The organism is Rhodococcus sp. BP-349 (assembly GCF_019835845.1).
Classification (GTDB): Bacteria; Actinomycetota; Actinomycetes; order Mycobacteriales; family Mycobacteriaceae; genus Rhodococcoides.
Map to the genome: position 1 here is coordinate 1274637 of NZ_JABUDR010000001.1, position 22790 is coordinate 1297426.

22 protein-coding genes are annotated in these 22790 nt (G+C 68.9%); 13 read left to right on the plus strand and 9 right to left on the minus strand.

The window, feature by feature from the left end:
• Window positions 1-114: 114 nt before the first annotated feature.
• A complete protein-coding gene (locus tag HQ325_RS06020) occupies window positions 115-1236 on the minus strand; it encodes a citrate synthase 2 (protein ID WP_222627279.1) in 1122 nt (373 codons plus the stop codon).
• 143 nt (window positions 1237-1379) lie between these two features.
• Here HQ325_RS06020 and pdxH point away from each other — a divergent pair, with 143 nt between their 5' ends.
• Window positions 1380-1991 (plus strand): pyridoxamine 5'-phosphate oxidase, encoded by a 612-nt coding sequence (pdxH, locus tag HQ325_RS06025; RefSeq protein ID WP_222628960.1) that lies wholly within the window; start codon window positions 1380-1382, stop codon window positions 1989-1991.
• Window positions 1988-3250 (plus strand): MFS transporter, encoded by a 1263-nt coding sequence (locus HQ325_RS06030; RefSeq protein WP_222627281.1) that lies wholly within the window; start codon window positions 1988-1990, stop codon window positions 3248-3250. The genes pdxH and HQ325_RS06030 overlap by 4 nt, the downstream gene beginning before the upstream one ends.
• Here the strand turns inward: HQ325_RS06030 and HQ325_RS06035 are convergent.
• A complete protein-coding gene (locus HQ325_RS06035) occupies window positions 3241-4158 on the minus strand; it encodes an NAD-dependent epimerase/dehydratase family protein (RefSeq protein ID WP_222627283.1) in 918 nt (305 codons plus the stop codon). The genes HQ325_RS06030 and HQ325_RS06035 overlap by 10 nt on opposite strands.
• 98 nt (window positions 4159-4256) lie before the next feature.
• Between HQ325_RS06035 and HQ325_RS06040 the strand changes: the two genes are divergently transcribed.
• Entirely contained in the window at window positions 4257-4955 is a 699-nt protein-coding gene (locus HQ325_RS06040; RefSeq protein WP_222627285.1) for a TetR/AcrR family transcriptional regulator, read from the plus strand.
• On the opposite strand, the gene HQ325_RS06045 is transcribed toward HQ325_RS06040, so the two are convergent.
• Complete coding sequence (locus HQ325_RS06045; protein ID WP_308014275.1) at window positions 4942-5688, minus strand: CPBP family intramembrane glutamic endopeptidase; 747 nt, start codon at window positions 5686-5688, stop codon at window positions 4942-4944. The two genes, HQ325_RS06040 and HQ325_RS06045, sit on opposite strands and share 14 nt — an antisense overlap.
• A gap of 53 nt (window positions 5689-5741) precedes the next feature.
• Here HQ325_RS06045 and HQ325_RS06050 point away from each other — a divergent pair, with 53 nt between their 5' ends.
• From HQ325_RS06050 to HQ325_RS06060, 3 genes are read left to right on the plus strand one after another with little or no spacing between them, the layout of a single operon-like run.
• On the plus strand, window positions 5742-6698 hold the full coding sequence (locus HQ325_RS06050; RefSeq protein ID WP_222627289.1) for an aldose 1-epimerase family protein: 957 nt from the start codon (window positions 5742-5744) through the stop codon (window positions 6696-6698).
• Entirely contained in the window at window positions 6695-7615 is a 921-nt protein-coding gene (locus HQ325_RS06055; RefSeq protein WP_222627291.1) for a carbohydrate kinase, read from the plus strand. Before HQ325_RS06050 ends, HQ325_RS06055 begins: the two co-directional genes overlap by 4 nt.
• A 52-nt stretch (window positions 7616-7667) precedes the next feature.
• Window positions 7668-8975, plus strand: a complete 1308-nt coding sequence (locus tag HQ325_RS06060; RefSeq protein ID WP_037183979.1) for a citrate synthase — start codon at window positions 7668-7670, stop codon at window positions 8973-8975.
• Between the two features lie 36 nt (window positions 8976-9011).
• On the opposite strand, the gene HQ325_RS06065 is transcribed toward HQ325_RS06060, so the two are convergent.
• Window positions 9012-9809 carry a carbon-nitrogen hydrolase family protein gene (locus tag HQ325_RS06065; RefSeq protein WP_222627293.1) on the minus strand — a complete coding sequence of 266 codons (798 nt, stop codon included), beginning with the start codon at window positions 9807-9809 and terminating at the stop codon, window positions 9012-9014.
• Window positions 9810-9867: 58 nt separating this feature from the next.
• Here HQ325_RS06065 and HQ325_RS06070 point away from each other — a divergent pair, with 58 nt between their 5' ends.
• Window positions 9868-10509, plus strand: a complete 642-nt coding sequence (locus tag HQ325_RS06070) for a GntR family transcriptional regulator (protein WP_222627296.1) — start codon at window positions 9868-9870, stop codon at window positions 10507-10509.
• Here HQ325_RS06070 and HQ325_RS06075 read toward each other — a convergent pair.
• Window positions 10506-11867 (minus strand): MFS transporter, encoded by a 1362-nt coding sequence (locus tag HQ325_RS06075; protein ID WP_222627298.1) that lies wholly within the window; start codon window positions 11865-11867, stop codon window positions 10506-10508. The two genes, HQ325_RS06070 and HQ325_RS06075, sit on opposite strands and share 4 nt — an antisense overlap.
• Window positions 11868-11968: 101 nt before the next feature.
• Between HQ325_RS06075 and HQ325_RS06080 the strand changes: the two genes are divergently transcribed.
• Both HQ325_RS06080 and HQ325_RS06085 read left to right on the plus strand, forming a co-directional pair.
• Window positions 11969-12655, plus strand: a complete 687-nt coding sequence (locus tag HQ325_RS06080; RefSeq protein WP_222627300.1) for a DUF2848 domain-containing protein — start codon at window positions 11969-11971, stop codon at window positions 12653-12655.
• 85 nt (window positions 12656-12740) lie between these two features.
• The gene (locus HQ325_RS06085) at window positions 12741-13097 is read left to right on the plus strand and encodes an FKBP-type peptidyl-prolyl cis-trans isomerase (RefSeq protein WP_027504206.1); all 357 of its coding nucleotides are present in this window, start codon (window positions 12741-12743) and stop codon (window positions 13095-13097) included.
• Between the two features lie 25 nt (window positions 13098-13122).
• On the opposite strand, the gene HQ325_RS06090 is transcribed toward HQ325_RS06085, so the two are convergent.
• Entirely contained in the window at window positions 13123-14469 is a 1347-nt protein-coding gene (locus tag HQ325_RS06090; RefSeq protein ID WP_261777701.1) for a sensor histidine kinase KdpD, read from the minus strand.
• Window positions 14466-15173 carry a response regulator transcription factor gene (locus HQ325_RS06095; RefSeq protein WP_222627302.1) on the minus strand — a complete coding sequence of 236 codons (708 nt, stop codon included), beginning with the start codon at window positions 15171-15173 and terminating at the stop codon, window positions 14466-14468. The genes HQ325_RS06090 and HQ325_RS06095 overlap by 4 nt, the downstream gene beginning before the upstream one ends.
• A gap of 186 nt (window positions 15174-15359) precedes the next feature.
• Between HQ325_RS06095 and HQ325_RS06100 the strand changes: the two genes are divergently transcribed.
• The 3 genes from HQ325_RS06100 (at window position 15360) to HQ325_RS06110 (ending at window position 20033) form a co-directional block, all read left to right on the plus strand.
• A complete protein-coding gene (locus HQ325_RS06100; RefSeq protein ID WP_222627304.1) occupies window positions 15360-17537 on the plus strand; it encodes a glutamine synthetase III in 2178 nt (725 codons plus the stop codon).
• Between the two features lie 166 nt (window positions 17538-17703).
• Window positions 17704-18639, plus strand: a complete 936-nt coding sequence (locus tag HQ325_RS06105) for a triacylglycerol lipase (protein WP_222627306.1) — start codon at window positions 17704-17706, stop codon at window positions 18637-18639.
• Window positions 18640-18677: 38 nt separating this feature from the next.
• Window positions 18678-20033, plus strand: coding sequence for a deoxyribodipyrimidine photo-lyase (locus HQ325_RS06110; RefSeq protein WP_222627308.1), 1356 nt, complete (start codon window positions 18678-18680; stop codon window positions 20031-20033).
• Here HQ325_RS06110 and HQ325_RS06115 read toward each other — a convergent pair.
• A complete protein-coding gene (locus HQ325_RS06115) occupies window positions 20023-21906 on the minus strand; it encodes a propionyl-CoA synthetase (RefSeq protein WP_222627310.1) in 1884 nt (627 codons plus the stop codon). The genes HQ325_RS06110 and HQ325_RS06115 overlap by 11 nt on opposite strands.
• Before the next feature lie 42 nt (window positions 21907-21948).
• Here HQ325_RS06115 and HQ325_RS06120 point away from each other — a divergent pair, with 42 nt between their 5' ends.
• Window positions 21949-22629 (plus strand): GPP34 family phosphoprotein, encoded by a 681-nt coding sequence (locus HQ325_RS06120; protein ID WP_222627313.1) that lies wholly within the window; start codon window positions 21949-21951, stop codon window positions 22627-22629.
• Here HQ325_RS06120 and HQ325_RS06125 read toward each other — a convergent pair.
• The gene (locus HQ325_RS06125; protein WP_222627315.1) at window positions 22604-22768 is read right to left on the minus strand and encodes a hypothetical protein; all 165 of its coding nucleotides are present in this window, start codon (window positions 22766-22768) and stop codon (window positions 22604-22606) included. The genes HQ325_RS06120 and HQ325_RS06125 overlap by 26 nt on opposite strands.
• Window positions 22769-22790: the final 22 nt, after the last annotated feature.

Here is a 22790-nt window from a genome sequence, read left to right on the forward strand (position 1 = left end):
TCGGCTACGCGCGCAGGACGAGAGGTGCGCGGAACACCGCGCGGTGCGCGGAACACCGTGCGGTGCGCGGAACACCGTGCGGTGCGCGCGGCGGAGAACTGACACCCCACCGACCTACGCGATGGTGCCCCACCCCTCGACGCTCTCGGGGGAGCGCGGTGCGGGGCCGGTGTAGATGGCGGCGGGGCGAACGAGCTTGCCGAGGCGCTTCTGTTCGAGGATGTGGGCGCACCAGCCGGCGGTGCGGCCGCAGGTGAACATGGCGGGCATCATGTGCGCGGGGACCTCGGCGAAGTCGAGGATGACGGCGGCCCAGAACTCGACGTTGGTCTCGATGGCGCGGTCGGGCCGGCGTTCGCGCAGTTCGGCCAGTGCAGCCTGCTCGAGGGCTGCGGCGACCTCGAAGCGGGGTGCATTCAGGCGCTGTGCGGTGGCGCGCAGGACGCGGGCGCGGGGATCCTCGGCGCGGTAGACGCGGTGCCCGAAGCCCATGAGCTTCTCTTTCCGGTCGAGGATGCCCTTGACCAGTGCCCGTGCGTCGCCGGACTTCTCGACTTCCTCGATCATGGGGAGGACGCGGGCGGGGGCGCCGCCGTGCAGGGGTCCGGACATGGCGCCGATGGCTCCGGAGAGCGCGGCGGCGACGTCGGCTCCGGTGGAGGCGATGACGCGAGCGGTGAAGGTGGAGGCGTTCATGCCGTGTTCGGCGGCGGAGACCCAGTAGGCGTCGATGGCCTCGGTGTGGGCGGGGTCGGGGTCGCCCTTCCACCGGGTCATGAATCGTTCTGTGACGGTGGAACACTCGTCGATACGTGACTGCGGCACGGCCGGCTGGTAGATCCCTCGCGCGGACTGGGCGACGTAGGACAGTGCCATGACGGAGGCGCGGGCGAGGTGTTCGCGGGCGGTGTCGTCGTCGATGTCGAGCAGCGGTTCGTAGCCCCAGATCGGGGCGAGCATCGCGAGACCGGCCTGCACGTCGACGCGGACGTCGCCGGTGTGGATGGGAAGGGGGAACGGCTCGGCCGGCGGCAGTCCGGGGCCGAAGCGTCCGTCGACGAGCAGTGCCCACACGTTGCCGAAGGTGACGCCCTTGCCGACGAGGTCCTCGATGTCGACGCCGCGGTAGCGCAGTGCGCCGCCGTCCTTGTCGGGTTCGGCGATGTCGGTGGTGAAGGCGACGACGCCCTCGAGTCCGGCGACGAAGCCCTCCGGTACCACTGTTTCCTGGGCCATGAAGATCCCTCGTTCTCCTGTGTCCGCGGACCCCGCTTTCGTGCGTGGACCTGCACCTCACCGCACCCTAGTGGGTAGCGCGGGCGGGACCGTACTCCGGGAGTAGCGTCTGCGCGGTGACCGAGAACATCGACCTCGCCGAGATGCGGGTGGCCTACGGCGGCGACGCGGATCTGGAGGACAGCGACCTCGACGGTGGGTGGCTCGCGCTCGCCCGCGTGTGGTTGCAGCAGGCGATCGACGCGCGTCTGCCGGAACCGAATGCTCTCACGCTCGGCACCGTCGACGCGGACGGCCGACCGGCCACTCGCACGGTGCTGTGCAAGGAGATCTCCACCGACGGCGTCGTGTTCTTCACCAACTACGGATCCGCGAAGGCCCGCCATCTCGAGTCGACGCCCTTCGCATCCGCGACGTTCCCGTGGATCGGCATCCAGCGCCAGCTCACGGTGCGCGGACCGGTCACGCGGGTGAGCGCCGACGAGACGGCTGCCTACTGGGCCACCCGACCGCGGGGGTCGCAGCTCGGTGCGTGGGCGTCGCAGCAATCGAGCCCCATCGGATCGCGTCAGGATCTGGAACGGCAACTCGCCGACGTGACCGACAGGTTCGAGAACCAGGACGTGCCGGTGCCGCCGAACTGGGGCGGCCTCCGCATCGCGCCCGAGTCCGTGGAGTTCTGGCAGGGCCGGAACAACCGTCTGCACAACAGGCTGGTGGTCACGGCGTCCGGCGTCGAGCGCCTGCAACCGTGAAGCTTCTCGCCGACACCACCCCGCTCCAGAACCCCGATTATCGACGCCTGTGGGCGTCGGGCGTCGTCACGGTCATCGGTGCCCAGCTCTCGGTCGTCGCTGTGCCGCAACAAATCTTCCAGATCACGTCGAGTTCGGCGTACGTGGGCCTCGCGGGTGCGTTCGCCCTGGTGCCGCTCGTCGTGTTCGGCCTGTGGGGCGGGGCGTTGGCCGACGTGATGGATCGGCGCACCTTGCTGATGATCACCACGGTGGGCATCGGCGCGACGTCGTTCATGCTGTGGCTGCAGGCGCACCTGGGCCTGGACAACGTGTGGATCGTGCTGGTGTTGCTCGGCGTACAGCAGGGCTTCTTCGCGGTCAATCAACCCACACGCAGCGCCATCATCCCGCGCCTGATTCCGCTGCGGCAGTTGCCCGCTGCCAATTCGCTCAACATGACGGTGTTCAATTTCGGTGCCATCGCGGGCCCGATGCTCGCCGGTGCGTTGATCCCGGCGTTCGGGCTTCCGACGCTCTACCTGCTCGACACCATCGCGCTGTCGGTGACCCTGTGGGCAGTGGTGCGACTGCCGAAGATACCTCCGACAGGGGAGTCGCGACGGGCCGGGCTGCGCGAGGTGTTTCAGGGGTTCGCCTACCTGGCGACGCAGAAGGTGCTGCTCGCCTCGTTCGTCGTCGACATCATCGCGATGGTGTTCGGGATGCCGCGCGCCCTGTTCCCGGAGGTGGCCACCGAGACGTTCGGTGACCCGGCCGAGGGTGGACTCGTCCTCGGGCTGCTGTTCGCGTCGTTGTCGGCGGGCGCGGTGCTGGGCGGGATCTTCTCGGGCTGGTTGCCGCGTGTGCAGCGTCAGGGTGTCGCGGTGATCGCGTGCATCGTGGTGTGGGGCGGCGCGATGGTGGGCTTCGGCGTCTCGGTGGCGCTCGCGACGGTCGGGGAGCGCGGGTGGGCGCTGTACCTGGCGCTGGGCTTCCTGGCGATCGGCGGCGGCGCCGACATGATCTCCGCCGCGTTCCGGAGTTCGATGCTGCAGTCCGTCGCCACCGACGACATGCGGGGCCGACTGCAGGGCGTCTTCATCGTCGTGGTCGCGGGCGGCCCTCGGGTCGGCGACGTCCTGCACGGCGCGGCCGCCTTCATGGTGGGTACCGCGGCCGCGGCGGCGGGCGGCGGGGTGCTGGTCATCGTGGGCGTGATGATCGCGGCCCTCGCCATCCCGGCCTTCGTCAAGTACCGCGTCACGGCTCACACCTGAGCGGTGCGGCGGCACACCTCCGCCCAGGGTGTGGGCTCGATACCCAGCATCTGCTGTGACCGCGTCGAGTCGAGGACGTAGGCCGCGGTGCGCTGGTAGGACAGCTGGTTCAGCTCCCGCAGCATCGGTACGGCGAGACCCGCCGCCCGCGTGATCAGCCGGGGTACGACGCGCACCGGTACCGGGGGTCTGCCCACGGCCGCGAGTGTGTCGGTGATCGCTTGTCGCAGCGTCACAGCAGGATTGGTCGGTGCATGCCACACCTGACCCCATGATTCGGGGGTGTCGACGGCGGCGATCAGCGCGCGCGCCTCGTCGAGGACGTCGGTGAACGAGTGCGGCACGTCGGCTGCATCGATCGCCCAGACTGTCTTGCCGTCGAGCGCCGCGGGAAGGAGGCGCGTGACGTGGCCGTTCGCGCCCACTCCCGTTCCCACGTAGTCGGATCCGCGTACCTCGACGGCGCGCAGAGAACCGGCGCGGTGCGCGTCGGCGAGCTCCGCCCACATCTGGGCCCGCAGCACGCCCTTGTGGTCGGTGGCGGCGTCGGGCATTCCCTCGCGCATGACACCGTCGGCGACGGGCCCGTACGGGTACAGCGTGCCCGTGACGGCGAGGACGGCGCCGGTTCGTTCGGCGGCGGTGCGCAGCGACCGGGCCAGCGGCGGCCACACCTGATGCCACTGCGTGTAGTCGCTCGGGTTGGCGCAGTTGTACAGCGCGACGGCACCGTCCGTGAGGGCGCCGAGTGCGTCGGCGTCGGAGGCGTCCAGGGTGGCGGAGGTGACGCCGGGCGCGGTGGTGCCGCGACGGGAGACGAGAACGACCTCGGAGCCGCGGTCGGCGAGCAGGCGGGCGACATGGGTACCGACGGGGCCGGCCCCGACGACGACGTGACGATCGGACATGGGAAACACCTTCCGTAGTGGAGAGCACCGCTCTCGCCACAACTATGAGAGCACCGCTCTCTAAAGTCAAGAGCGGTGCTCTCGGTTACTGTGAAGGCATGCCCACGCCCCGCGAAACCGCACGCACGGAGACGATGGCCGCGATCCTCAGCGCCGCACGGACACAGCTCGCCGAGGTCGGTCCCGCGTCGCTGTCGCTGCGGGCGGTGGCGCGGGAGATCGGCATGGTGTCCTCGGCCGTCTACCGCTACGTGGCGAGCCGGGACGACCTGCTCACCGCGTTGATCGTGCAGTGCTACGACGAGGTCGGCGCGGCTCTCGAAGACGCGGATCCGCGGGGCGGGAAGCCTCTCGACCGCTGGGTGGCGGTATGTGACGCGCTGCGGTCCTGGGCCGCGGCGCACCCCCACGAATACGCGCTGCTGTACGGCTCACCCGTGCCCGGCTACCGCGCTCCGCGGACCACGGTGGTTCCCGCCACCCGGCCCACCCTCGTGCTGGTGAGCATCGTCGTCGATGCCTACCGATCGGAGCCGCCGACGACCATCGAGCCCGGCCTCTACTCGCCGGCGCGCGACTTCGTCGTGCAGCACTTCCGCGAGACCCGCGGGGAGGACGTGAGTGGCGTGATGACGGACGACCTGGTGGCCCGCACGTTGTCGGCGTGGATCACGGTCTTCGGCGCGGTGTCGTTCGAGCGTTTCGGTCATCTGGTCGGCGTCACCGAGGACACCGGCGCGTTCTACAGAGACATCGTGCGGGATCTCGCGACGATGCTCGACCTCAGTGGAAGGTGACGTGCCACACCGCGAGCGCGGCCAGCGCGCCGGCGCCGTTGAGTGCCCAGTGCAGACCGATGGGAGCGAGGATGCTCCCGCCGCGATGGCGCAGCCAGGTGAAGACGAAGCCGGCGACGGTGGTCCCGGCGACGGCGCCGCACACCCCGATGATCTGGCCGAACAGTCCGGTACCCAGCACGGCGGAGAACCCGTCGTTACCGACCGTCAGGCCGAGTGACGACGCCACGTGCCACAGTCCGAACAGCAGCGAGCCGATGACGGCGACCGCGCGAATGCCGAAGCGCCGCGACAACTTCGCGTGCAGGACGCCGCGGAACGCGAGCTCCTCGGGAACGACTGTCTGGAGCGGAATGATGACCAGGGCCGCGAACAGTGTGGCGCCGACGTTGACGCCGTACCGCTCGTTGAGGAAGGCGCTCTGCGTCAGCGGTATCGACGCGGCGATGGCGACGACGAGAAGCGTGATGCCCGCCGCGGCGGCGCCGTGACGGGCTCCGCGTCCGACGTTGCTCAGTCCCAGGTCGCTCCACTGGAGGCCGCGCGCACGGGCGAAGGCGAGCAGCAACAGGGCGCCGACCGGCACCGCGGCGACAGCGATGGGGGTGGGCGCGAAGTGCGCGGTCAGATTGAAGACCACCAGGGCCGCGACGACCACGACGATGTCGACAAGGGTCCTGTCGACCCAGCGGCGGGGTGCCACCGGTTCGATGGCGACGGCGACTGTGGACACCCGATCCACCGTACAGAGAACGAGGCAACATACCGGGGCGGTAGCGTGCTGACATGGTCGACGACGCGCCATCCGCCCTCTCCCACTCGCTGCGCCACGGTGCGTACAGAGCCGACGTCGCCGCCACCGGTGCGGGTCTGCGTGCCCTCGAGCACGCCGGCCGGCGACTCACCGAGACGTGGGACGCGGGCAGGCCGGAGGCCGGTCGGGATCGGGTCGCCGTCAAACCCCCGTTGTCGGCGGGGCTGGTGTTGGCGCCGTGGCCCAACCGCACGCGCGACGGCCGGTTCACGTTCGACGGTGAGACCCATCAGCTCGAGATCACCGAACCGGCCCGGAACAACGCGAGTCACGGACTCGTCCGCCGGCGGGAATGGGACGTCGCCGAGCGGTCCGACTCGTCGATCACCCACACCATCGACATCGGCGGTGAACAGGGGTGGCCCTTCGCTCTCCGTCTGACCGCTCGGCACAGCCTCGGTGACGACGGTCTGACCGTCACCCATACGGCCACGAACATCGGCGACCGCACCGCGCCGTTCGGCATGGGCGTCCACTCGTTCGTCCGCGCAGGCGATGCGCCCCTGGACGAGTGCACTCTGCGACTCTCGGCGGGTGTGCGTCTCCCGCTCGACGGCGAGCGCAACCTGCCCAGCGGCGGCCCGGTGCCCGTGCAGGACACGGACCTCGACTTCTCCGCGGCGCGGAGCCTCGCCGGAGTCTGGCTCGACACCCCGTTCAGCGCCCTCGTCCCGGACGCGGACGGCATCGCGCGGCAGTACCTGACGCCGCCGGACAGCGCGGCCACCGTGCTGTGGACCGACGCGAACTTCCCGTGGGTGCAGGTCTTCACGGCCGATCCCGACCACGACCAGGCCTACCCGGACCGCGGCCGTGCCCTGGCGATCGAACCCATGACGTGCCCGCCCGACGCGCTCAATTCCGGTGTGGGACTGATCGTGCTGAAGCCGGGCGACACGTGGACCGGACAGTGGGGGATCAGCGCATGAGCATCCTCGTGTGCGGCGAAGCTCTCGTGGACCTCGTGCCCCTGGATGGTGGGCCGACTCTGACACCCAAGCTGGGCGGCGGCCCGTTCAACGTCGCGGTAGCGCTCGGTCGACTGGGCGCGGACGTGCAGTTCCTCTCGCGTATTTCCCGCGACCCGTTCGGCCGCGACCTGGTGGCGTGGCTGGAGGCGTCGAGGGTGGGACTCGACCTGCTCCAGCGTGGGCCGGAGCTGACCACGCTCGCGCTGACCGTGCTCGACGCGCACGGCGCCGCCGAGTACTCGTTCTATGCCGACGGCACCGCGGACCGACTCGTCGAGGCGCCCGCCACCATCCCCGAGTCGGTGACCGCGGCATCGTTCGGCACCCTGTCGCTGCTCTACGAGCCGGGCGCGAGCGTATACGCGGCGTTGCTCGCGAGGGTGCACGACGCCGGGGTCCTGACGATGCTCGATCCCAACATCCGCCCGGCCGCGATGACGGACGGTGACGGCTACCGCACCCGCTTCCGTACCTGGCTTCCGTCGATCGACATCCTCAAGGTGTCGGTCGAGGACGCGGGATGGCTGGGGGAGGGGCCGCAGGGCACCACCGTCCGAGACTGGTTGGACGCGGGCGTGACGGCCGTCGTCGTCACGCGCGGCGGGGACGGACTGTCGGTGGTCACCACGGCCGGCGAGACAGTCGTTCCCGGTGTGTCGGTGCAGGTCGCGGACACCATCGGTGCGGGCGACACCGTCCACGGAGCGATGCTCCACCACCTGACGGAGCACGGCGTGCGCTCGTCGGCGGACCTTCGGCGACTCGATTCACAGGCGTGGACTGCGGCTCTCACGTTCGCCGCGAGGGCAGCCGCCATCACCGTGTCACGACCGGGGGCGGACCCTCCCTGGGCGGACGAGGTCGGCGACGACTAGTTTTATCGAGACACCACAAGTTCCGTTACACCGAGCTCGAGAGGGACCCTTCGTGCCCGCTGAGAATGCCGACAACGCCGCCACCGCCAAGCTGATCTATCCCGGCGGCGAACACGAGATGACCATTGCGAGAGCGACCGAAGGCAACGACGGTATCGAGCTGGGCAAACTGCTCGCGAACACCGGGTACACGACGCTGGACGGTGGGTTCGTCAACACGGCCTCCACCAAGTCCGCCATCACGTACATCGACGGTGCCGAGGGCATCCTGCGCTACCGCGGATACCCCATCGACCAGCTCGCCGAGAAGTCGTCGTTCCTCGAGGTCAGCTACCTGCTGATCTACGGGGAGCTGCCCACCACGGTCGAGCTGGAGAACTTCACCGACCGCATCCGTCGGCACACCCTGCTGCACGAGGACCTCAAGCGCTTCTTCGACGGCTTCCCGCGCAACGCGCACCCGATGCCCGTCGTCTCCTCCGCTGTCAACGCGCTGTCCGCGTACTACCAGGACTCGCTCGACCCGAACGATCCCGAGCAGGTCGAGCTCTCGACGATCCGTCTGCTGGCCAAGCTGCCGACCATCGCCGCGTACGCGTACAAGAAGTCGGTGGGCCAGCCTTTCCTGTACCCGGACAACTCGAAGAGCTACGTCGAGAACTTCCTGCGCATGACCTTCGGTTTCCCGGCCGAGCCCTACGAGGCCGATCCCGAGATGGTCAAGGCGCTCGACATGCTGCTCATCCTGCACGCCGATCACGAGCAGAACTGCTCGACGTCGACGGTGCGCCTTGTCGGCTCGTCCGACGCCAACCTGTTCACGTCCATCTCCGGCGGCATCAACGCACTGTGGGGTCCGCTGCACGGCGGCGCCAACCAGGCCGTCCTCGAGATGCTCTACCGCATCCAGAGCGAGGGCGGCGACAGCGCCGACTTCCTCAAGCGGGTCAAGAACAAGGAGGACGGTGTCAAGCTCATGGGCTTCGGACACCGTGTCTACAAGAACTACGACCCGCGCGCGGCCATCGTGCGCAAGACGGCGCACTCGATCCTCGAGAAGCTCGGCACCAACGACGAGTTGCTCGACATCGCGATGAAGCTCGAAGAGGTCGCCCTGTCCGACGACTACTTCGTCGAGCGCAAGCTGTACCCGAACGTCGACTTCTACACGGGCCTGATCTACCGCGCCATGGGCTTCCCGGAACGCATGTTCACGGTGCTGTTCGCGCTCGGCCGCCTGCCCGGGTGGATCGCGCACTGGCAGGAGATGCACCAGGACCCGAACGCCAAGATCGGCCGCCCCCGTCAGATCTACACGGGCTACACCGAGCGCGGCTACGAGGGCATCGACGGCCGCTGATCGGCCCGCCCCTCGCGACACCCCCGACGCGGTGCGTCAGAACTTCCGGTTGGCCAACACCGGCAGGTTCTGGCGCACCGCGTCGATCTCGTTCGGGTCGATGTCGAGCGTGAGCAGGCCGGGCGCCGCGCCGAGCTGGTCGAGCACGTGGCCGGTGGGGGACACCACCATCGAGTTGCCGACGCCCACGGGGGCGGAGCCGGAGATCTCGATACCCGACTCGGCGGGGTCCGCCTGCCCGCAGGCCGCGAGGAACGTCGTGGAGTCCAGTGCGCGGGCGCGGGCGAGCAGTGTCCACTGATCCACTTTGCCGGGCCCGCGGCCCCACGACGCGGCGACGACTGTGAGCAGGGCGCCGCGGTCCGCGAGGGTCTGGAAGAGGCCCGGGAAGCGGATGTCGTAGCACGTCGCGAAGCCGACACCCACACCGTCTATGTCGACGACCACGGGCTCGGTTCCCGGTGCGACGGTGTCGGACTCGGCGAAACCGAACGCGTCGAACAGGTGGATCTTGTCGTACGACGCCTCGACGCCCCCGCCGGTGATCAGCAACGTGTTGCGCACTCTCTCGTCCCCACCGACGGCCGGAGTGAACATGCCGGCCGCGACGGTGATGCCCGCGTCGTCGGCGATCGCGCGCACGGCGGTGGCCCAGGGGCCGTCGAGCGGTTCGGCGATGTCGACGATCGATCCGCCGAAGCGGCGCATCGTGGCCTCGGGGAGAACGCACAGCCGGGCGCCCGCGTCGACGGCGTCACGGACCGACGAGCGCACCAGGTCGAGGTTCTCGTGCGGATCGCGGGACGCGGTGATCTGGGCGAGGCTGATTCTCATGCGGTGCTCCTGATGTCGGCGTGCGGGTGACGAGAGTGGTGACTGGTATACACACAGTATGCAAGAACAGTCCGGTCGTGAGCGTGCCTACGTCTATCTCCGCGACCGCGTGCTGTCCGAACCGGCGTTCACGGGAACGTTCCTGAACGAGGGTGAGCTGGCGTCGCAGATCGGGGTGTCGCGCACCCCGGTCCGAGAAGCGTTGCTGCTGTTGGTGTCCGAAGGTCTCATCGAGATGGTGCGGGGTCGCGGCGCATACGTGCCGCCGATGTCCGGGCGCCAGATCGGTGAACTGATGGACCTGCGCGGCGTACTCGAACGGCACGCCGCGGAGAAGGCGATCGACGCCGGGAACGTGCCCATCGCGGCGATGACGGCCACCCTGAGGTCGCAGGAGGCCCTGGCCGCGGGGGCCGCCGAGGATCACGCTCGAACCTTCATCGATCTCGACGGGACGTTCCACCAGGAACTGATCGACTCCGCGGGCAGTGAGCTGCTGTCCCGGACGTACGCCGGACTGCGGGCGCGGCAGTTGCGTGCGGGGTTGTCCGCGCTGTTCGGTGCTCCCGACCGCAAGCGCCAGGTGTGCACCGAGCATCGCGCGATCGTCGACGCGTTGGCCTCGGGAGATCTGGCCGCGGCGTCCGCGCAGATCGATGCACACCTGGACGTCACCATGCGTATCCTGCTGCGCGGCTAAATCTCCCGCGCGGAGAGCTGCTCGGCGCCGATGTTCTGCGCGACGTAGCTCTCCTCCTCCGCGGGATCGGGACCACGGCCGAGTGCCAGGCCGAGGACGGTGAGCACACCCATCGCCGTGATGTAGACGAAGACGGGCACCCAGCTGTCGGTGCGGTCGAGCAGGAACGTGAACATCAGGGGAGCGATCGCGCCGCCGAAGACGCCGGCGATCGTGTACGCCAGCGACGCGCCGGTGGAGCGCAGGCGCAGGGAGAACTGCTCCGTCACGAACGCGGCCTGCGGCCCGTACATGAACGAGTGGAACGTCAGTCCGACCACGACACCCAGGACGAGCATGCCGAACGAGCTGCCGCCGATGAGGAGGAAGAAGACGGCCACCCACGCGACGCCGCCCACGGCCGCGACGGCGTAGAGCAGTCGCCGGTTCACGATGTCGGACAGGGCGCCCGCCAGCGGGATGGTGGCCAGCTGGAACGCCGAGCCGATGAGGATGGCTGTGAGCACCTCGCTGCGCACGAAGCCGAGCTTCTGCACGCCGTAGGTGATGGAGAAGACGGTGAAGAGGGCGTAGATGACGTCGGGCGCGATGCGCGAGAGGATCGCGGCGACCAGGGGGCGGCGCTGCTCGCGGAACACCTCGGTGATCGGTGCCGCGGGTCGGTCGCCGCTCTCCTGCAGCGCCTTGAACACCGGGGTGTCCTCGAGCTTCAGGCGGATCCACAGTCCGAAGCCGACCAGAACGGCCGACAGCAGGAATGCCACGCGCCAGCCCCACGACTCGAACTGCTCCTCGGTGAGGGCGAAGGTCAGGGCCGCGAGAGCGCCGTTGGCCATCAGGTTGCCGGCGGGCGGGCCGATCTGCGCCGCGGACGACCAGAATCCACGCTTGCGCGGATTGCCGTACTCACTCGAGAGCAGGACGGCACCGCCCCACTCGCCGCCGACGGCGACGCCCTGCGCGAACCGCAACGCCACCAGGATGATCGGCGCCGCGACGCCGATGGTCGCGTAGCCCGGCAGCAGTCCGATGAGGAACGTCGTGACGCCGATGAGCAACAACGTGATGACGAGCAGCTGTTTGCGTCCGATGACGTCGCCGAGGCGGCCGAAGACGAATCCGCCGATGGGTCGCGCGACGTACCCCACGGCGTAGGTCGAGAACGCGAGCAGCGTTCCCGTCAACGGGTCGCTCTCCGGGAAGAAGATGATGGGGAAGATCAGTGCGGCCGACGCGGAGTAGACGGCGAAGTCGTACCACTCCAGTGCCGTACCGGTCAGGCTGGCAGCGAAAGCCTTGGTCAGGGCCGTCCGGTCAGGACGCACCGCCCCTCGGCCGTCGTGTGTCGTGCCGTCCATGGGATGTCCTTTCGGGTGTCGTGGTTCATATACTTGCTGTATACAAGACGTATGCGCAACCCCCCGAGCGCTCCGGAAACAGAGAAGTAACAGGAGAAATGATGACGACACTGACCTTCGAACTTCCCGACGGTTCCACCGAGTCGGTCACCGTGACCACCCTCCTGAATGCCGGGTACGCGGGCCGTGACCAGGCCGAGGTCGCGTCCCACATCGCCGAACTGGCCGAGCTCGGCGTTCCCGCACCGACCACCATCCCGGCGATGTACCCCATTTCGCCCTACCTGGCACAGCAGACCTCCGAGGTGCACGTCCAGCACGGACACACCTCGGGCGAGGCGGAGTGGGCACTGGTGATCACCGGTCCCACCCGCGACGACGTGCTGCTGACCGTCGCGTGCGACCACACCGATCGCGATCTCGAGGTGCACAGCGTCGCGTGGAGCAAGAACGCCTCACCCGACGTGCTCGGCACCGGTGCCTGGCGGCTCGCCGAGGTCGCCGACCGCCTCGACGACATCACGCTGCGCGCGTGGGTCGGCGACGACGAGACCCTGATCCAGGACGGCACTCTGGGCGATCTGCTCTCGCCCGATCACTGGCTCGACGTCCTCACCGAGCGGGGGCTCTTCCGGGCGGGCACGGTGCTGATGTCCGGCACGGTGTCGATGGTTCCGGGGGTGGACCAGTTCGCGAGCGCGTGGAAGGTCGAGCTGCGAGACCCGACGACCGATCGGTCCCTGACCTGCGCCTACCGCACCGTCGCCATGCCGTCCCCGATAGGCTGAGCGCAGTCACGTTAGAGTCGATCGGTACAGGACCAGCCCGTTCGTGACACCCTCGTTCGGTATCAGTCGACTACAGGAGTTCATCGTGACCAAGCCCGAGATCGAGTTCCAGGCCGGCCCCCCTCCTACCGACCTCGTGGTCCAGGACATCACGGTCGGTGACGGCGCGGAAGCCGTTCCCGGCGGTACCGTCGAGGTCCACTACGTCGGCGTCGAGTTCGAGAGCGGCGAGGAATTCGACTCGTCCTGGAACCGCGGCGAGTCCATCACCTTCCCGCTGCGCGGCCTCATCCAGGGCTGGCAGGACGGCATTCCCGGCATGAAGGTCGGCGGACGCCGTCAGCTCACCATCCCGCCGGAGCTCGCCTACGGCCCCGCAGGCGCCGGACATCGGCTGTCGGGCAAGACCCTCGTCTTCGTCATCGACCTGCTGAACGCCTGATCTCTGCTCCGCAGATTCGACGGGCTCACGCCACGTCGAGCACCAACCTCGCACCGCCCAGCGGGCTCGCCTCCAGATGCACCGTTCCACCGTGCAGGTGAGCCTGCTGGGCGACCAGTGCGAGCCCGAGTCCGGATCCGCCCGCTGCGGCCCGTGATCCGCGCTCGAAGCGTCCGAAGACGCGGGCCCGCTCGTCCTCCGGGATGCCGGACCCGTCGTCGTCCACGCAGATCCGCACTCCCTGCGCCCGCTTCTCCACGGTGATCACCACGGTGGTCGCGCCGCCGTGACGCACGGCGTTGAGCACCGCGTTGTCGAGCGCCAGCCGCAGACCCGTGGGATGCCCCAGCGCGGAGACGGGCCCGTCGGCCTCCACCCGCACCTGCGTCTCCGGCAGCGTCCGCGCGGCGTCCCGCGCGACGAGGTCCGCGACCTCGACGACGTCGAGGTTCACCCGGTCCGCCTCGGTGGTCAACTCTCCGGTGGCCAGCCGTTCCAGCGCCGCCAGCGTGGACTCCACCCGGCCCTGGGTGCGTTGCAGGTCCTCGAGGATCTCGTCCTTCTGTTCGGTCGAGAGATCGAGCGTGCGCAGCACCTCGATGTCGGTACGCATGGCGGTCAGAGGTGTCCGCAGCTCGTGCGCCGACACGGCGGCGAAGTCGCGGGCCGTCTCGAGGGCGCTCTCGGTGCGCGCCTGCGCGTCGGACACCCGCTGCAACATGTCGCCGACGGCGGCCGCGAGGGCGTCCGCCTCGCGCACGCCTGTGGACTTGCGGGGTGGTGTCGGGGGATCCTTCGCGACGTCGTGCGTGAGTCTCATCAAGGGACGCACGGCCCGCCCGCCGAGGATCCAGCCGAGTGCCGTCGACGCGCCGACCGCCAGAGCGCCGGCCTGCAGCACCTGCCGCTGCTGGTCGTCCGTGATGTCCTGCGCCTCCGACAACGGCACCGCGATGGACACGGTGACGTCCGACCGGTCCGGCACCGCGGCGGTGAAGACCCGGAACGGGGTGCCGTCGACGTCCGCGGTCGCCGAACCGAGCGGCATCGCGGGAAGCTGCGGTTGGGTGCTGGCCCGCACCTGATCGGTCTGCCGGATCGTGATGGCGAACGCCTCGGACCGGCTCAAGCTGCCGAGGAACATCTCGAACGTCTGCGCACGCGGCACCACCACCTCGGACGCTGTCTCGAGTCGGCGGTCGAGTTGCAGGATGTTGTTGCGGGAGATCGCCGCTGCGACGTACCACCCGACGAGCGAGACGATGATGAGGGCGCCCAGGGCGGTGGCGGCGGCGACGCGGGCGCGCAGCGAGAAGACCCGGGAAGGCCGGAGGCCGGTCGTCATGCGCCGGGAAGGCCGGAGAAGCTTCATGACGCCGTGCGCAGGACGAAGCCGACGCCGCGGACGGTGTGCAGGATCCGCGGCACCCCACCGCTCTCCATCTTCCGGCGCAGGTACCCGACGAAGACGTCGACGACGTTGGTGTCGGCCACGAAGTCGTATCCCCACACCAGTTCCAGGAGTCGCTCCCGGCTGAGCACCACTCCGGAGTTGTGTGCGAGGACGGCGAGGAGTTCGAACTCGCGCTTGGTGAGGTCGAGGGGTCGCCCGTCGATGGTGGCGCGGTGCCCCGGTTCGTCGAGACTCAGTGGCCCGACCACCACCGCGGCCGTGGCGGCGACGCCGGTGCCGAGGGTGCCGCGGCGGCGCAGCATCGCGTTGATGCGTGCGACCAGTTCGGCGAGGACGAACGGCTTGGTCAGATAGTCGTCGGCACCGGACTCGAGGCCCGCGATGCGGTCGTCGACCGAACTGCGGGCGCTCAGGACGCACACCGGGACGTCGTTGCCACGGGCGCGCAACGCGGTGACGACGCCGTTGCCGTCGAGGACGGGCATGTTCATGTCCAGCACCACGACGTCCGGATCCCGCGCGCCGACGAGGTCGAGGGCGGCCGCGCCGTCCCGTGCGGTGAGCACGGTGAACCCGGACAGTCGAAGTCCGCGTTCGAGGGAAGCCAGCACGTCGACGTCGTCGTCCACCACGAGGACGGTGGGCTGGTCCGGAGCGGTCATCCGTCGATTGTGCCGGAACCCGATGGTCTACCGCTGTGCCCCGCGTCGACGAGGGACGCGAGTGCAGAGTGATCGATCGCGGTGGTCACCTCTGCGCAATCTTTTCGGAACAGAGCGTCTCTATCGTCTCTCGAAGCCGTCGGTGCATCCAGCACGGGCGGGGTCGAGCAAGCAAGGGGTAACACGATGAGTGCGAACACGGTCCGTCTCCAGGCTCTGCGAGCGGTCGAGGCGTACCAGCCTCCCGCCGTGAGCTACACCGACTCGGAGACTCCGGGCCAGGTCTTCGGCGAGAACGTGTTCAACCGCGTGGTGATGCAGAAGCGTCTGCCGAAGTCGGTCTACAAGTCGGTGATGAAGACCATCGAGCACGGAGCGCCGCTCGATCCGATGGTGGCCGACGCGGTGGCGTCCGCGATGAAGGACTGGGCCATCGAGAAGGGCGCGACGCACTACGCGCACGTGTTCTACCCGCTGACGGGTCTGACGGCGGAGAAGCACGACAGCTTCCTCGAGCCGGTGTCGGACGGTAGCGCCTTGGCGGAGTTCGCCGGCAAGACGCTGATCCAGGGTGAACCCGACGCGTCGAGCTTTCCGAACGGCGGTCTGCGCAACACTTTCGAGGCGCGCGGCTACACCGGGTGGGACGTCACCAGCCCCGCGTACGTCCTCGAGAATCCCAACGGCAACACGCTGTGCATCCCGACGGTGTTCGTGTCGATGACCGGTGAGGCACTGGACCACAAGACGGGTCTGCTGCGCTCGCAGCAGGCCATGGGCCGGCACGCCGAACGCATCCTGACGCTCTTCGGACACGAGGACCCCGAGCACGTCGTGTCCTTCTGCGGACCGGAGCAGGAGTACTTCCTCGTCGACCGGCACTTCTTCCTGGCGCGTCCGGATCTCCTCAACGCGGGGCGCACCCTGTTCGGTGCGAAGCCGCCCAAGGGTCAGGAGTTCGACGACCACTACTTCGGCGCGATTCCAGAGCGCGTCCTGGGCTTCATGATGGACACCGAGCGCGAACTGTTCAAGCTCGGCATCCCGGCCAAGACCCGGCACAACGAGGTGGCGCCCGGACAGTTCGAGATCGCGCCGATGTTCGAGCGCGGCAACATCGCCGCGGATCACCAGCAACTGCTCATGACGACGTTCAAGACCATCGCCAAGAAGCACGGCATGGAGATCCTGTTCCACGAGAAGCCGTTCGAGGGCGTCAACGGATCGGGTAAGCATGTCAACTTCTCGTTGGGCAACTCCGAGCTCGGCAGCCTCCTGGTTCCCGGAGACACCCCGCACGACAACGCACAGTTCCTCGTCTTCTGTGCCGCGGTGATCCGCGCGGTGCACAAGTACGCCGGGCTGCTGCGCGCATCGGTGGCGTCGGCCACCAACGATCACCGGCTCGGCGCGAACGAGGCTCCGCCGGCCATCATCTCGATCTTCCTGGGTGACCAGCTCGCCGACGTCTTCGACCAGATCGCCAAGGGCGCGGCGACGTCCTCGAAGGGCAAGGGCACCATGATGATCGGGGCGGACACGCTGCCCGTGCTGCCCACCGATCCGGGCGACCGCAACCGTACGAGCCCGTTCGCGTTCACCGGCAACCGATTCGAGTTCCGCGCTCCGGGGTCGATGCAGACGGTGAACGAGCCGATGGTCGTCATCAACACGATCATGGCCGAGTCCCTCGACCACATGGCCACCGAGCTCGAGACGGCCGTCGCGGACGGCGTCGACTTCGACACTGCGGTCCAGAATCTGTTGACGCAGATCATCACCGACCACGGCGCCGTCGTCTTCAACGGTGACGGGTACTCGGAGAACTGGCCCATCGAGGCGGAGGCGCGGGGTCTCGCGAACCTGCGCACGACGCTCGACGCGTTGCCGGAACTCATCACCGATGAAGCGTTGGCCCTCTTCTCGAAGTACGACGTGTTCAACTCGCGAGAGATGCACAGCCGCTACGAGATCGGGCTCGAGCAGTACGCACTCACCATCGGTGTGGAGGCTCGGTTGACGCTCGAGATGGGGACGACCATCGTGTTGCCGGCGGCAGTGCGGTATCAGACGGAGGTCGCCCAGAACCTGGCCGCGCTGCAGGCGGTGGGCGTGGAGATCGACAGAGCGCCGCTGGACACCGTGTCCGTGCCGCTCGCGGCTCTGCGGGCCGGGCTGGCGACGCTGAAGGGCGCGCTGGACGCCGACACCGGGCACGACGCGCTCGGCGAGGCCACCCACGCCAGGGACGCGCTCCTTCCGGCCATGGCGGAGGTGCGGGCGGCGGCCGATCAGCTCGAGGACATCGTGGCCGACGACCTGTGGCCGCTGCCGACCTACCAGGAGATGTTGTTCGTCCTGTGATGCATGCGACGCGCTGGTGACATTCACTCGAGGCGCGTCGAATGTCCGATTTCCGTGCGGCACCACCTCCGGCGGGCGGTAGCTTCCCCGTCGGGGGTGATGCGGCATGGGGTCGTCAGGATCAGGGTCGTCAGGATCAGGGTCGTCAGGGTGGAATGCAGGGTCGTTGTTCGCGCTACCGGTGCGGGTCGGGTTGGTCCTGACCGCGGTGGCGGCGACGGTGGTGGTCAGCGCCGTCACGGCGGTCGCAGCGCCCACCGACCCGGCTGTCGGCTCCACCTACGCGTGCAGCGGCGACGTCGCGGGTGCGGCGGAGGACCCCGTGGTGTTGGTGCACGGCACCTGGACGAACAGCGTCGAGGACTTCGGCGCGGTGCTCGAACCGTGGCTCACGCAGACCGGTCGACCGTTCTGCACGGTCGAACTGCCTAGGCGTGCCACGGTCGACGTCCAGGTCAGCACCCGCTTCGTCGCGGACGCCGTGCTGCGCACCGCGAGCGCGCGCGGCGGCCCGGTCGATCTGGTCGGCCACAGCCAGGGTGGCACTCTCGCCGCGTGGGCGGTGAAATCCGATCCCGACGTCGCCGCGGTGGTGGACGACGTCGTCGGGCTCGCTCCGGTGGGTGCTCCGCAGGACACCGATGCGGTGTGCGCGGCGCTCGGCGGCTGCGCCGCGCCCATCTGGCAGTTCTCCGAGGGGTCCGACTTCATGGCCGCCCTGACGTCGACGCCGTTTCCGGCGGGCACGTCGGCCACCACGATCGCGACCGCGTTCGACGAGCTGGTGCGGCCGGCCCCGGTCGCCAACGCGATGATGGGGGCATCGAACCTGGTGATCCAGGACGTCTGCCCACTGAAGTACGTCTCGCACGTGCTGCTCCCCTCGGACGCCACGGCGATCGCGATGCTGGCCGACGCACTGGACCACGACGGTCCGGCGGTCGAGTCGAGGGTGGGAACGCAGAGTTGTCTGCAGCTCACCCCGCCCGGCACCGATCCGATCGGCCCGTTGCGGACCGCGCCCACGGCCCTCGCCGGCCTGGTGGACGCGCAGGTGCAGACACAGCTGCTCCCGGCCGAGCCGGCCTTCACCGGGCCCTGACGTTCGGCCGAGGCGGGAAACGGGTACGAACGTCTGTCATGAGCTCTTCTGCACCCTCCGTCCTGTGGTTCCGCCGCGACCTGCGCCTCGGTGACCACCCGGCACTGGCCCACGCCGCCGAGGACGGCCGGGACGTGCTGGCGCTCTTCGTGCTCGACGATCACCTTCTCGGCCCGTCGGGTGCCGCGCGCCGCGACGTGCTGTTCCGGTCGCTGACAGCGCTGGACGATCAGCTCGGCGGTCGTCTCATGGTGGTGAAGGGCGATCCGGTGGCCGCGGTTCCGGCCGTGGCGAAGGCCGTGGGGGCGGACGCCGTGCACGTCAGCGAGGACTACGGTCCGTACGGTCGACGCCGCGACGACGCTGTCGCCGAGAAGGTCGACCTGGTTCGCACGGGGTCGCCGTACGCGGTGTCGCCCGGACGCATCGTCAAGGACGACGGTGAGGGCTTCAAGGTCTTCACGCCGTTCTACCGCCGCTGGCAGGACCACGGCTGGCGCGGCCCCGCCGACACCTCCGCGTCGTCGGCGTCGTGGATCGATCCGGACGAGGTGTCGGGTGGCCGGAAGCGAGTGACGATTCCGACGGAGAAGACCCGTGCGGACGTCGAGGCCGGCGAGAAGGCGGCGCTGTCCTCCTGGGCAGACTTCCGCGACGATCGCGCGAGCGGGTACGACGACGAGCGCAACCGTCCGGACAAGGACAGCACCAGCCGGATGTCGGTGCATCTGAAGTACGGGACCATCCATCCGCGCACCATGCTGGCCGATCTGGCCTCGTTGAAGAACGACGGCTCGGAGGCGTATCGACGCGAACTGTGTTTCCGAGACTTCTACGGCGACATATTGTTTCGTCGACCGGACAGCGCTCGGGAGAACTACGACAAGAGGTTCGACAAGATCGAGCTCGACTCGGGGCCGCACGCGGACGAGCTCTTCCAGGCGTGGTGCGACGGCAGGACGGGCTTCCCCATCGTCGACGCGGGCATGCGCCAACTGGTATCGGAGAACTGGATGCACAACCGGGTGCGGATGATCGTCGCGTCCTTCCTGGTGAAGGACCTGCACCTGCCGTGGTGGCGGGGCGCACGCTTCTTCCTGCAGCACCTGATGGACGGCGACATCGCCAGCAACCAGCACGGGTGGCAGTGGACCGCGGGCACGGGAACCGATGCGTCGCCGTACTTCCGGGTGTTCAACCCGACGACGCAGGGCGAGAAGTTCGACCCGAACGGCGACTACGTGCGGCGCTGGGTTCCGGAGCTCCGCGGTGTCGACGGCAAGGCGGTGCACGCCCTGAAGAACGGTCGGCCCGACGAGTATCCCGAGCCGATCGTCGACCACAAGCACGAGCGGGAGGAAGCGCTCCGCCGCTTCGGCGCGCTCAAGTCCTGAAGAGGGCCGCCAGGGCGTCGAGCACGGACGCGTCCTCGATGGTCGACGGCACCACCACCTCGTCGCCGTCGACCATCTGACGCATCGTCTTGCGCAGGATCTTGCCCGAACGGGTTTTGGGCAACGCCTGTACGACGGTGACGTCACGGAACGTGGCGACGGCGCCGATGTCCTCGCGGACGGCGGCGACGAGTTCGGAGCGTAGGGTGTCGTCGTCGATGTCCACGCCGGTCTTGAGCACGACGTACGCGCTGGGGCGTTGACCCTTCGTCTCGTCGTGGATGCCGATCACGGCGCACTCGGCGACGGCCGGGTGCGCGCCGACGACGGCTTCGATGCTGCCCGTGGACAATCGGTGCCCCGCGACGTTGATGACGTCGTCGGTGCGCCCCAGGACGTAGACGTAGCCGTCCTCGTCGACGTAGCCCGAATCGCCGGTCAGGTAGTACCCGTCGAACGCGGTGAGATACGACGACAGGAACCGGTCGTCGTCCTGCCACAGTCCGGCGAGTGTGCCGGGCGGCAGGGGGAGTTCGAGCACGATGTTGCCCTCGGTGCCGGCCGGTACCTCGGCCCCCGAGCCGTCGACGATGCCGACGTGGAACCCGGGCACCGGCACCGTCGGTGAGCCCGATTTCAGCGGCATCGGTTCCAGCCCGCGAAGGTTCGCGCAGATCGCCCAGCCGGTCTCGGTCTGCCACCAGTGATCGACCACCGGCCGGTCCAGGATGCGGGACGCCCAGGCGAAGGTGTCCGGGTCGAGGCGTTCGCCGGCGACGAAGAGCGTTTCCAGGGACGACACGTCGTGATCGCGCAGCAGCGCGGCCTCCGGATCGACCTTGCGCACGGCGCGCAGTGCCGTCGGCGCGGTGAACAGCGCACGCACCCCGTAGTCCTCGATCACCCGCCAGAACGCGCCCGCGTCAGGGGTGCCGACGGGCTTGCCCTCGTACAGCACCGTCGTCGCTCCGGCCAGCAACGGGCCGTAGACGATGTAGCTGTGGCCGACCACCCAGCCCACGTCCGAGGCGGTCCACATGACCTGGCCCGGTCCGACGTCGTAGATGTTCGTCATCGACCAGCGCAGCGCGACGGCATGTCCGCCGTTGTCCCGGACGACGCCCTTCGGCTTCCCCGTGGTTCCCGACGTGTAGAGGATGTAGAGCGGATCGGTCGCCGCGACCGACACGGGATCCGCGGGAGTCGCGGCATCGAGTTCCCGGTGGAAGTCCAGCCAGTCGCTCGGCGCCTCGATGTCGATCTCGGGTCGGCGCGTGAGGAAGACCGCACGCGGGGACGACGTCGACATCGCGAGCGCCGCGGCGACGGGTGTCACGTAGTCGACGGTGCGGCCGGGTTCGAGACCGCCCGTGGCGGTCACGATCGCGACGGGATCCGCGTCGTCGATGCGCGCGGCGAGTTCCTTCGCGGCGAATCCGCCGAACACCACCGAGTGGACCGCACCGAGTCGCGCGCACGCGAGCATCGCGACGACGGCCTCGGGAATCATGGGCATGTAGAGCACGACGCGATCACCCGCACCGACGCCGTGCGCGGCGAGCGCCCCAGCGAAGCGGGACACCCGGTCGAGGAGCTCGGCGTAGGTGAACGACACGCGTGCGCCCGTCATGGCCGAATCGTGGATCAGCGCGGTCCGATCGCCGGCGCCGGCCGCGACGTGGCGGTCGAGCGCGTTGACGCACGTGTTCAGCCGACCGTCCGGGAACCAGCGGTGGAAGGGTGCGTTCGACGAGTCCAGGGCGGTGGTCGGCGCGACGTCCCAGTCGATCGCCCGTGCCGCCTCGAGCCAGAAGGCGTCGGGGTCGGCGGCAGCGGCGGCGTAGGCCTGGCGGTAGGCGCCCGATTCGGTCATGAGCCGACTGTAATCTCGGCCGCACTTCCGTAAGGTCGAGACATGACCCTGATTGCCGAGGATCTGCTGCTTCTCCTGCTGGACGACGGATCGGGCAAGCCCGTCGTCGACAGCACCAAGCTGCCGCGGGTACTCGCCGGTGCGGTGATCCTCGAGCTCGCGATGGACGGCACCGTGTCCGTGGCCGGCGACAACGAGACGACGAAGAAGGGCCGGCTCGCGGTGTCCGGCACCCGAGGGGTGTCGGATCCGATACTCGGGCGGGCCGTGGAGTCCATCGAGACGGCCAAGCGCCCGATGACCCCGAAGTCGGCGGTCGAGAAGATGCACAAGGACATTCGCGAGCAGGTGGTCGCCCGCGTCGTCGAGCAAGGGTTCGTCGGCGAGGAGAAGGGCAAGGTCCTGGGGCTGTTCCCGACCACCACGTGGCCGGCGCTCGATTCGTCGCACGAGGACCGGGTCCGCGAGACGCTGCACTCCGTCCTGATCGACGGTCTCGATCCCGATGCACGGACGTCCGCGGTGGTCGCGTTGCTGTCGGCCATCGATGCCACGCACAAGGTCTTTCCCGACGCGGACAAGCGCGCGGTCAAGAACCGTGCCAAGGACATCGCGCAGGGGGAGTGGGCGAGCGATGCGGTGCGCAAGGCGGTGCAGGACGTCTACACCGCGGTGACCGTCGCCGTGATGGTTCCCGTCATGGCCGGTACGTCGGGGAGCTGATCCCCACCGCCTCCTGGCCCGGGGTCTCCCGCGTGACGCGGTGCCGTCCGCAGTGGCACCGGTGATAGACGACGGTGCCCTCGCTGGTGCGGTGGCGGGACTCGATCGTCCATCGATGCAGGCATTCCACGGTGCTCATGACGACGAGTCTGCTGTAATGG

Coding starts and splice junctions, on each gene's coding strand:
- HQ325_RS06035 (WP_222627283.1), bottom strand. CDS start 4,158: ATGTCCGATCGTCACGTCGTCGTCGGGGCCGGCCCCGTCGGTACCCAT.
- HQ325_RS06070 (WP_222627296.1), top strand. CDS start 9,868: ATGCAAGAACAGTCCGGTCGTGAGCGTGCCTACGTCTATCTCCGCGAC.
- HQ325_RS06055 (WP_222627291.1), top strand. CDS start 6,695: ATGAGCATCCTCGTGTGCGGCGAAGCTCTCGTGGACCTCGTGCCCCTG.
- HQ325_RS06080 (WP_222627300.1), top strand. CDS start 11,969: ATGACGACACTGACCTTCGAACTTCCCGACGGTTCCACCGAGTCGGTC.
- HQ325_RS06040 (WP_222627285.1), top strand. CDS start 4,257: ATGCCCACGCCCCGCGAAACCGCACGCACGGAGACGATGGCCGCGATC.
- HQ325_RS06120 (WP_222627313.1), top strand. CDS start 21,949: ATGACCCTGATTGCCGAGGATCTGCTGCTTCTCCTGCTGGACGACGGA.
- HQ325_RS06125 (WP_222627315.1), bottom strand. CDS start 22,768: ATGAGCACCGTGGAATGCCTGCATCGATGGACGATCGAGTCCCGCCAC.
- HQ325_RS06075 (WP_222627298.1), bottom strand. CDS start 11,867: ATGGACGGCACGACACACGACGGCCGAGGGGCGGTGCGTCCTGACCGG.
- HQ325_RS06050 (WP_222627289.1), top strand. CDS start 5,742: ATGGTCGACGACGCGCCATCCGCCCTCTCCCACTCGCTGCGCCACGGT.
- HQ325_RS06115 (WP_222627310.1), bottom strand. CDS start 21,906: ATGACCGAATCGGGCGCCTACCGCCAGGCCTACGCCGCCGCTGCCGCC.
- HQ325_RS06065 (WP_222627293.1), bottom strand. CDS start 9,809: ATGAGAATCAGCCTCGCCCAGATCACCGCGTCCCGCGATCCGCACGAG.
- HQ325_RS06095 (WP_222627302.1), bottom strand. CDS start 15,173: ATGACCGCTCCGGACCAGCCCACCGTCCTCGTGGTGGACGACGACGTC.
- HQ325_RS06020 (WP_222627279.1), bottom strand. CDS start 1,236: ATGGCCCAGGAAACAGTGGTACCGGAGGGCTTCGTCGCCGGACTCGAG.
- HQ325_RS06100 (WP_222627304.1), top strand. CDS start 15,360: ATGAGTGCGAACACGGTCCGTCTCCAGGCTCTGCGAGCGGTCGAGGCG.
- HQ325_RS06110 (WP_222627308.1), top strand. CDS start 18,678: ATGAGCTCTTCTGCACCCTCCGTCCTGTGGTTCCGCCGCGACCTGCGC.
- pdxH (WP_222628960.1), top strand. CDS start 1,380: ATGCGGGTGGCCTACGGCGGCGACGCGGATCTGGAGGACAGCGACCTC.
- HQ325_RS06090 (WP_261777701.1), bottom strand. CDS start 14,469: ATGAAGCTTCTCCGGCCTTCCCGGCGCATGACGACCGGCCTCCGGCCT.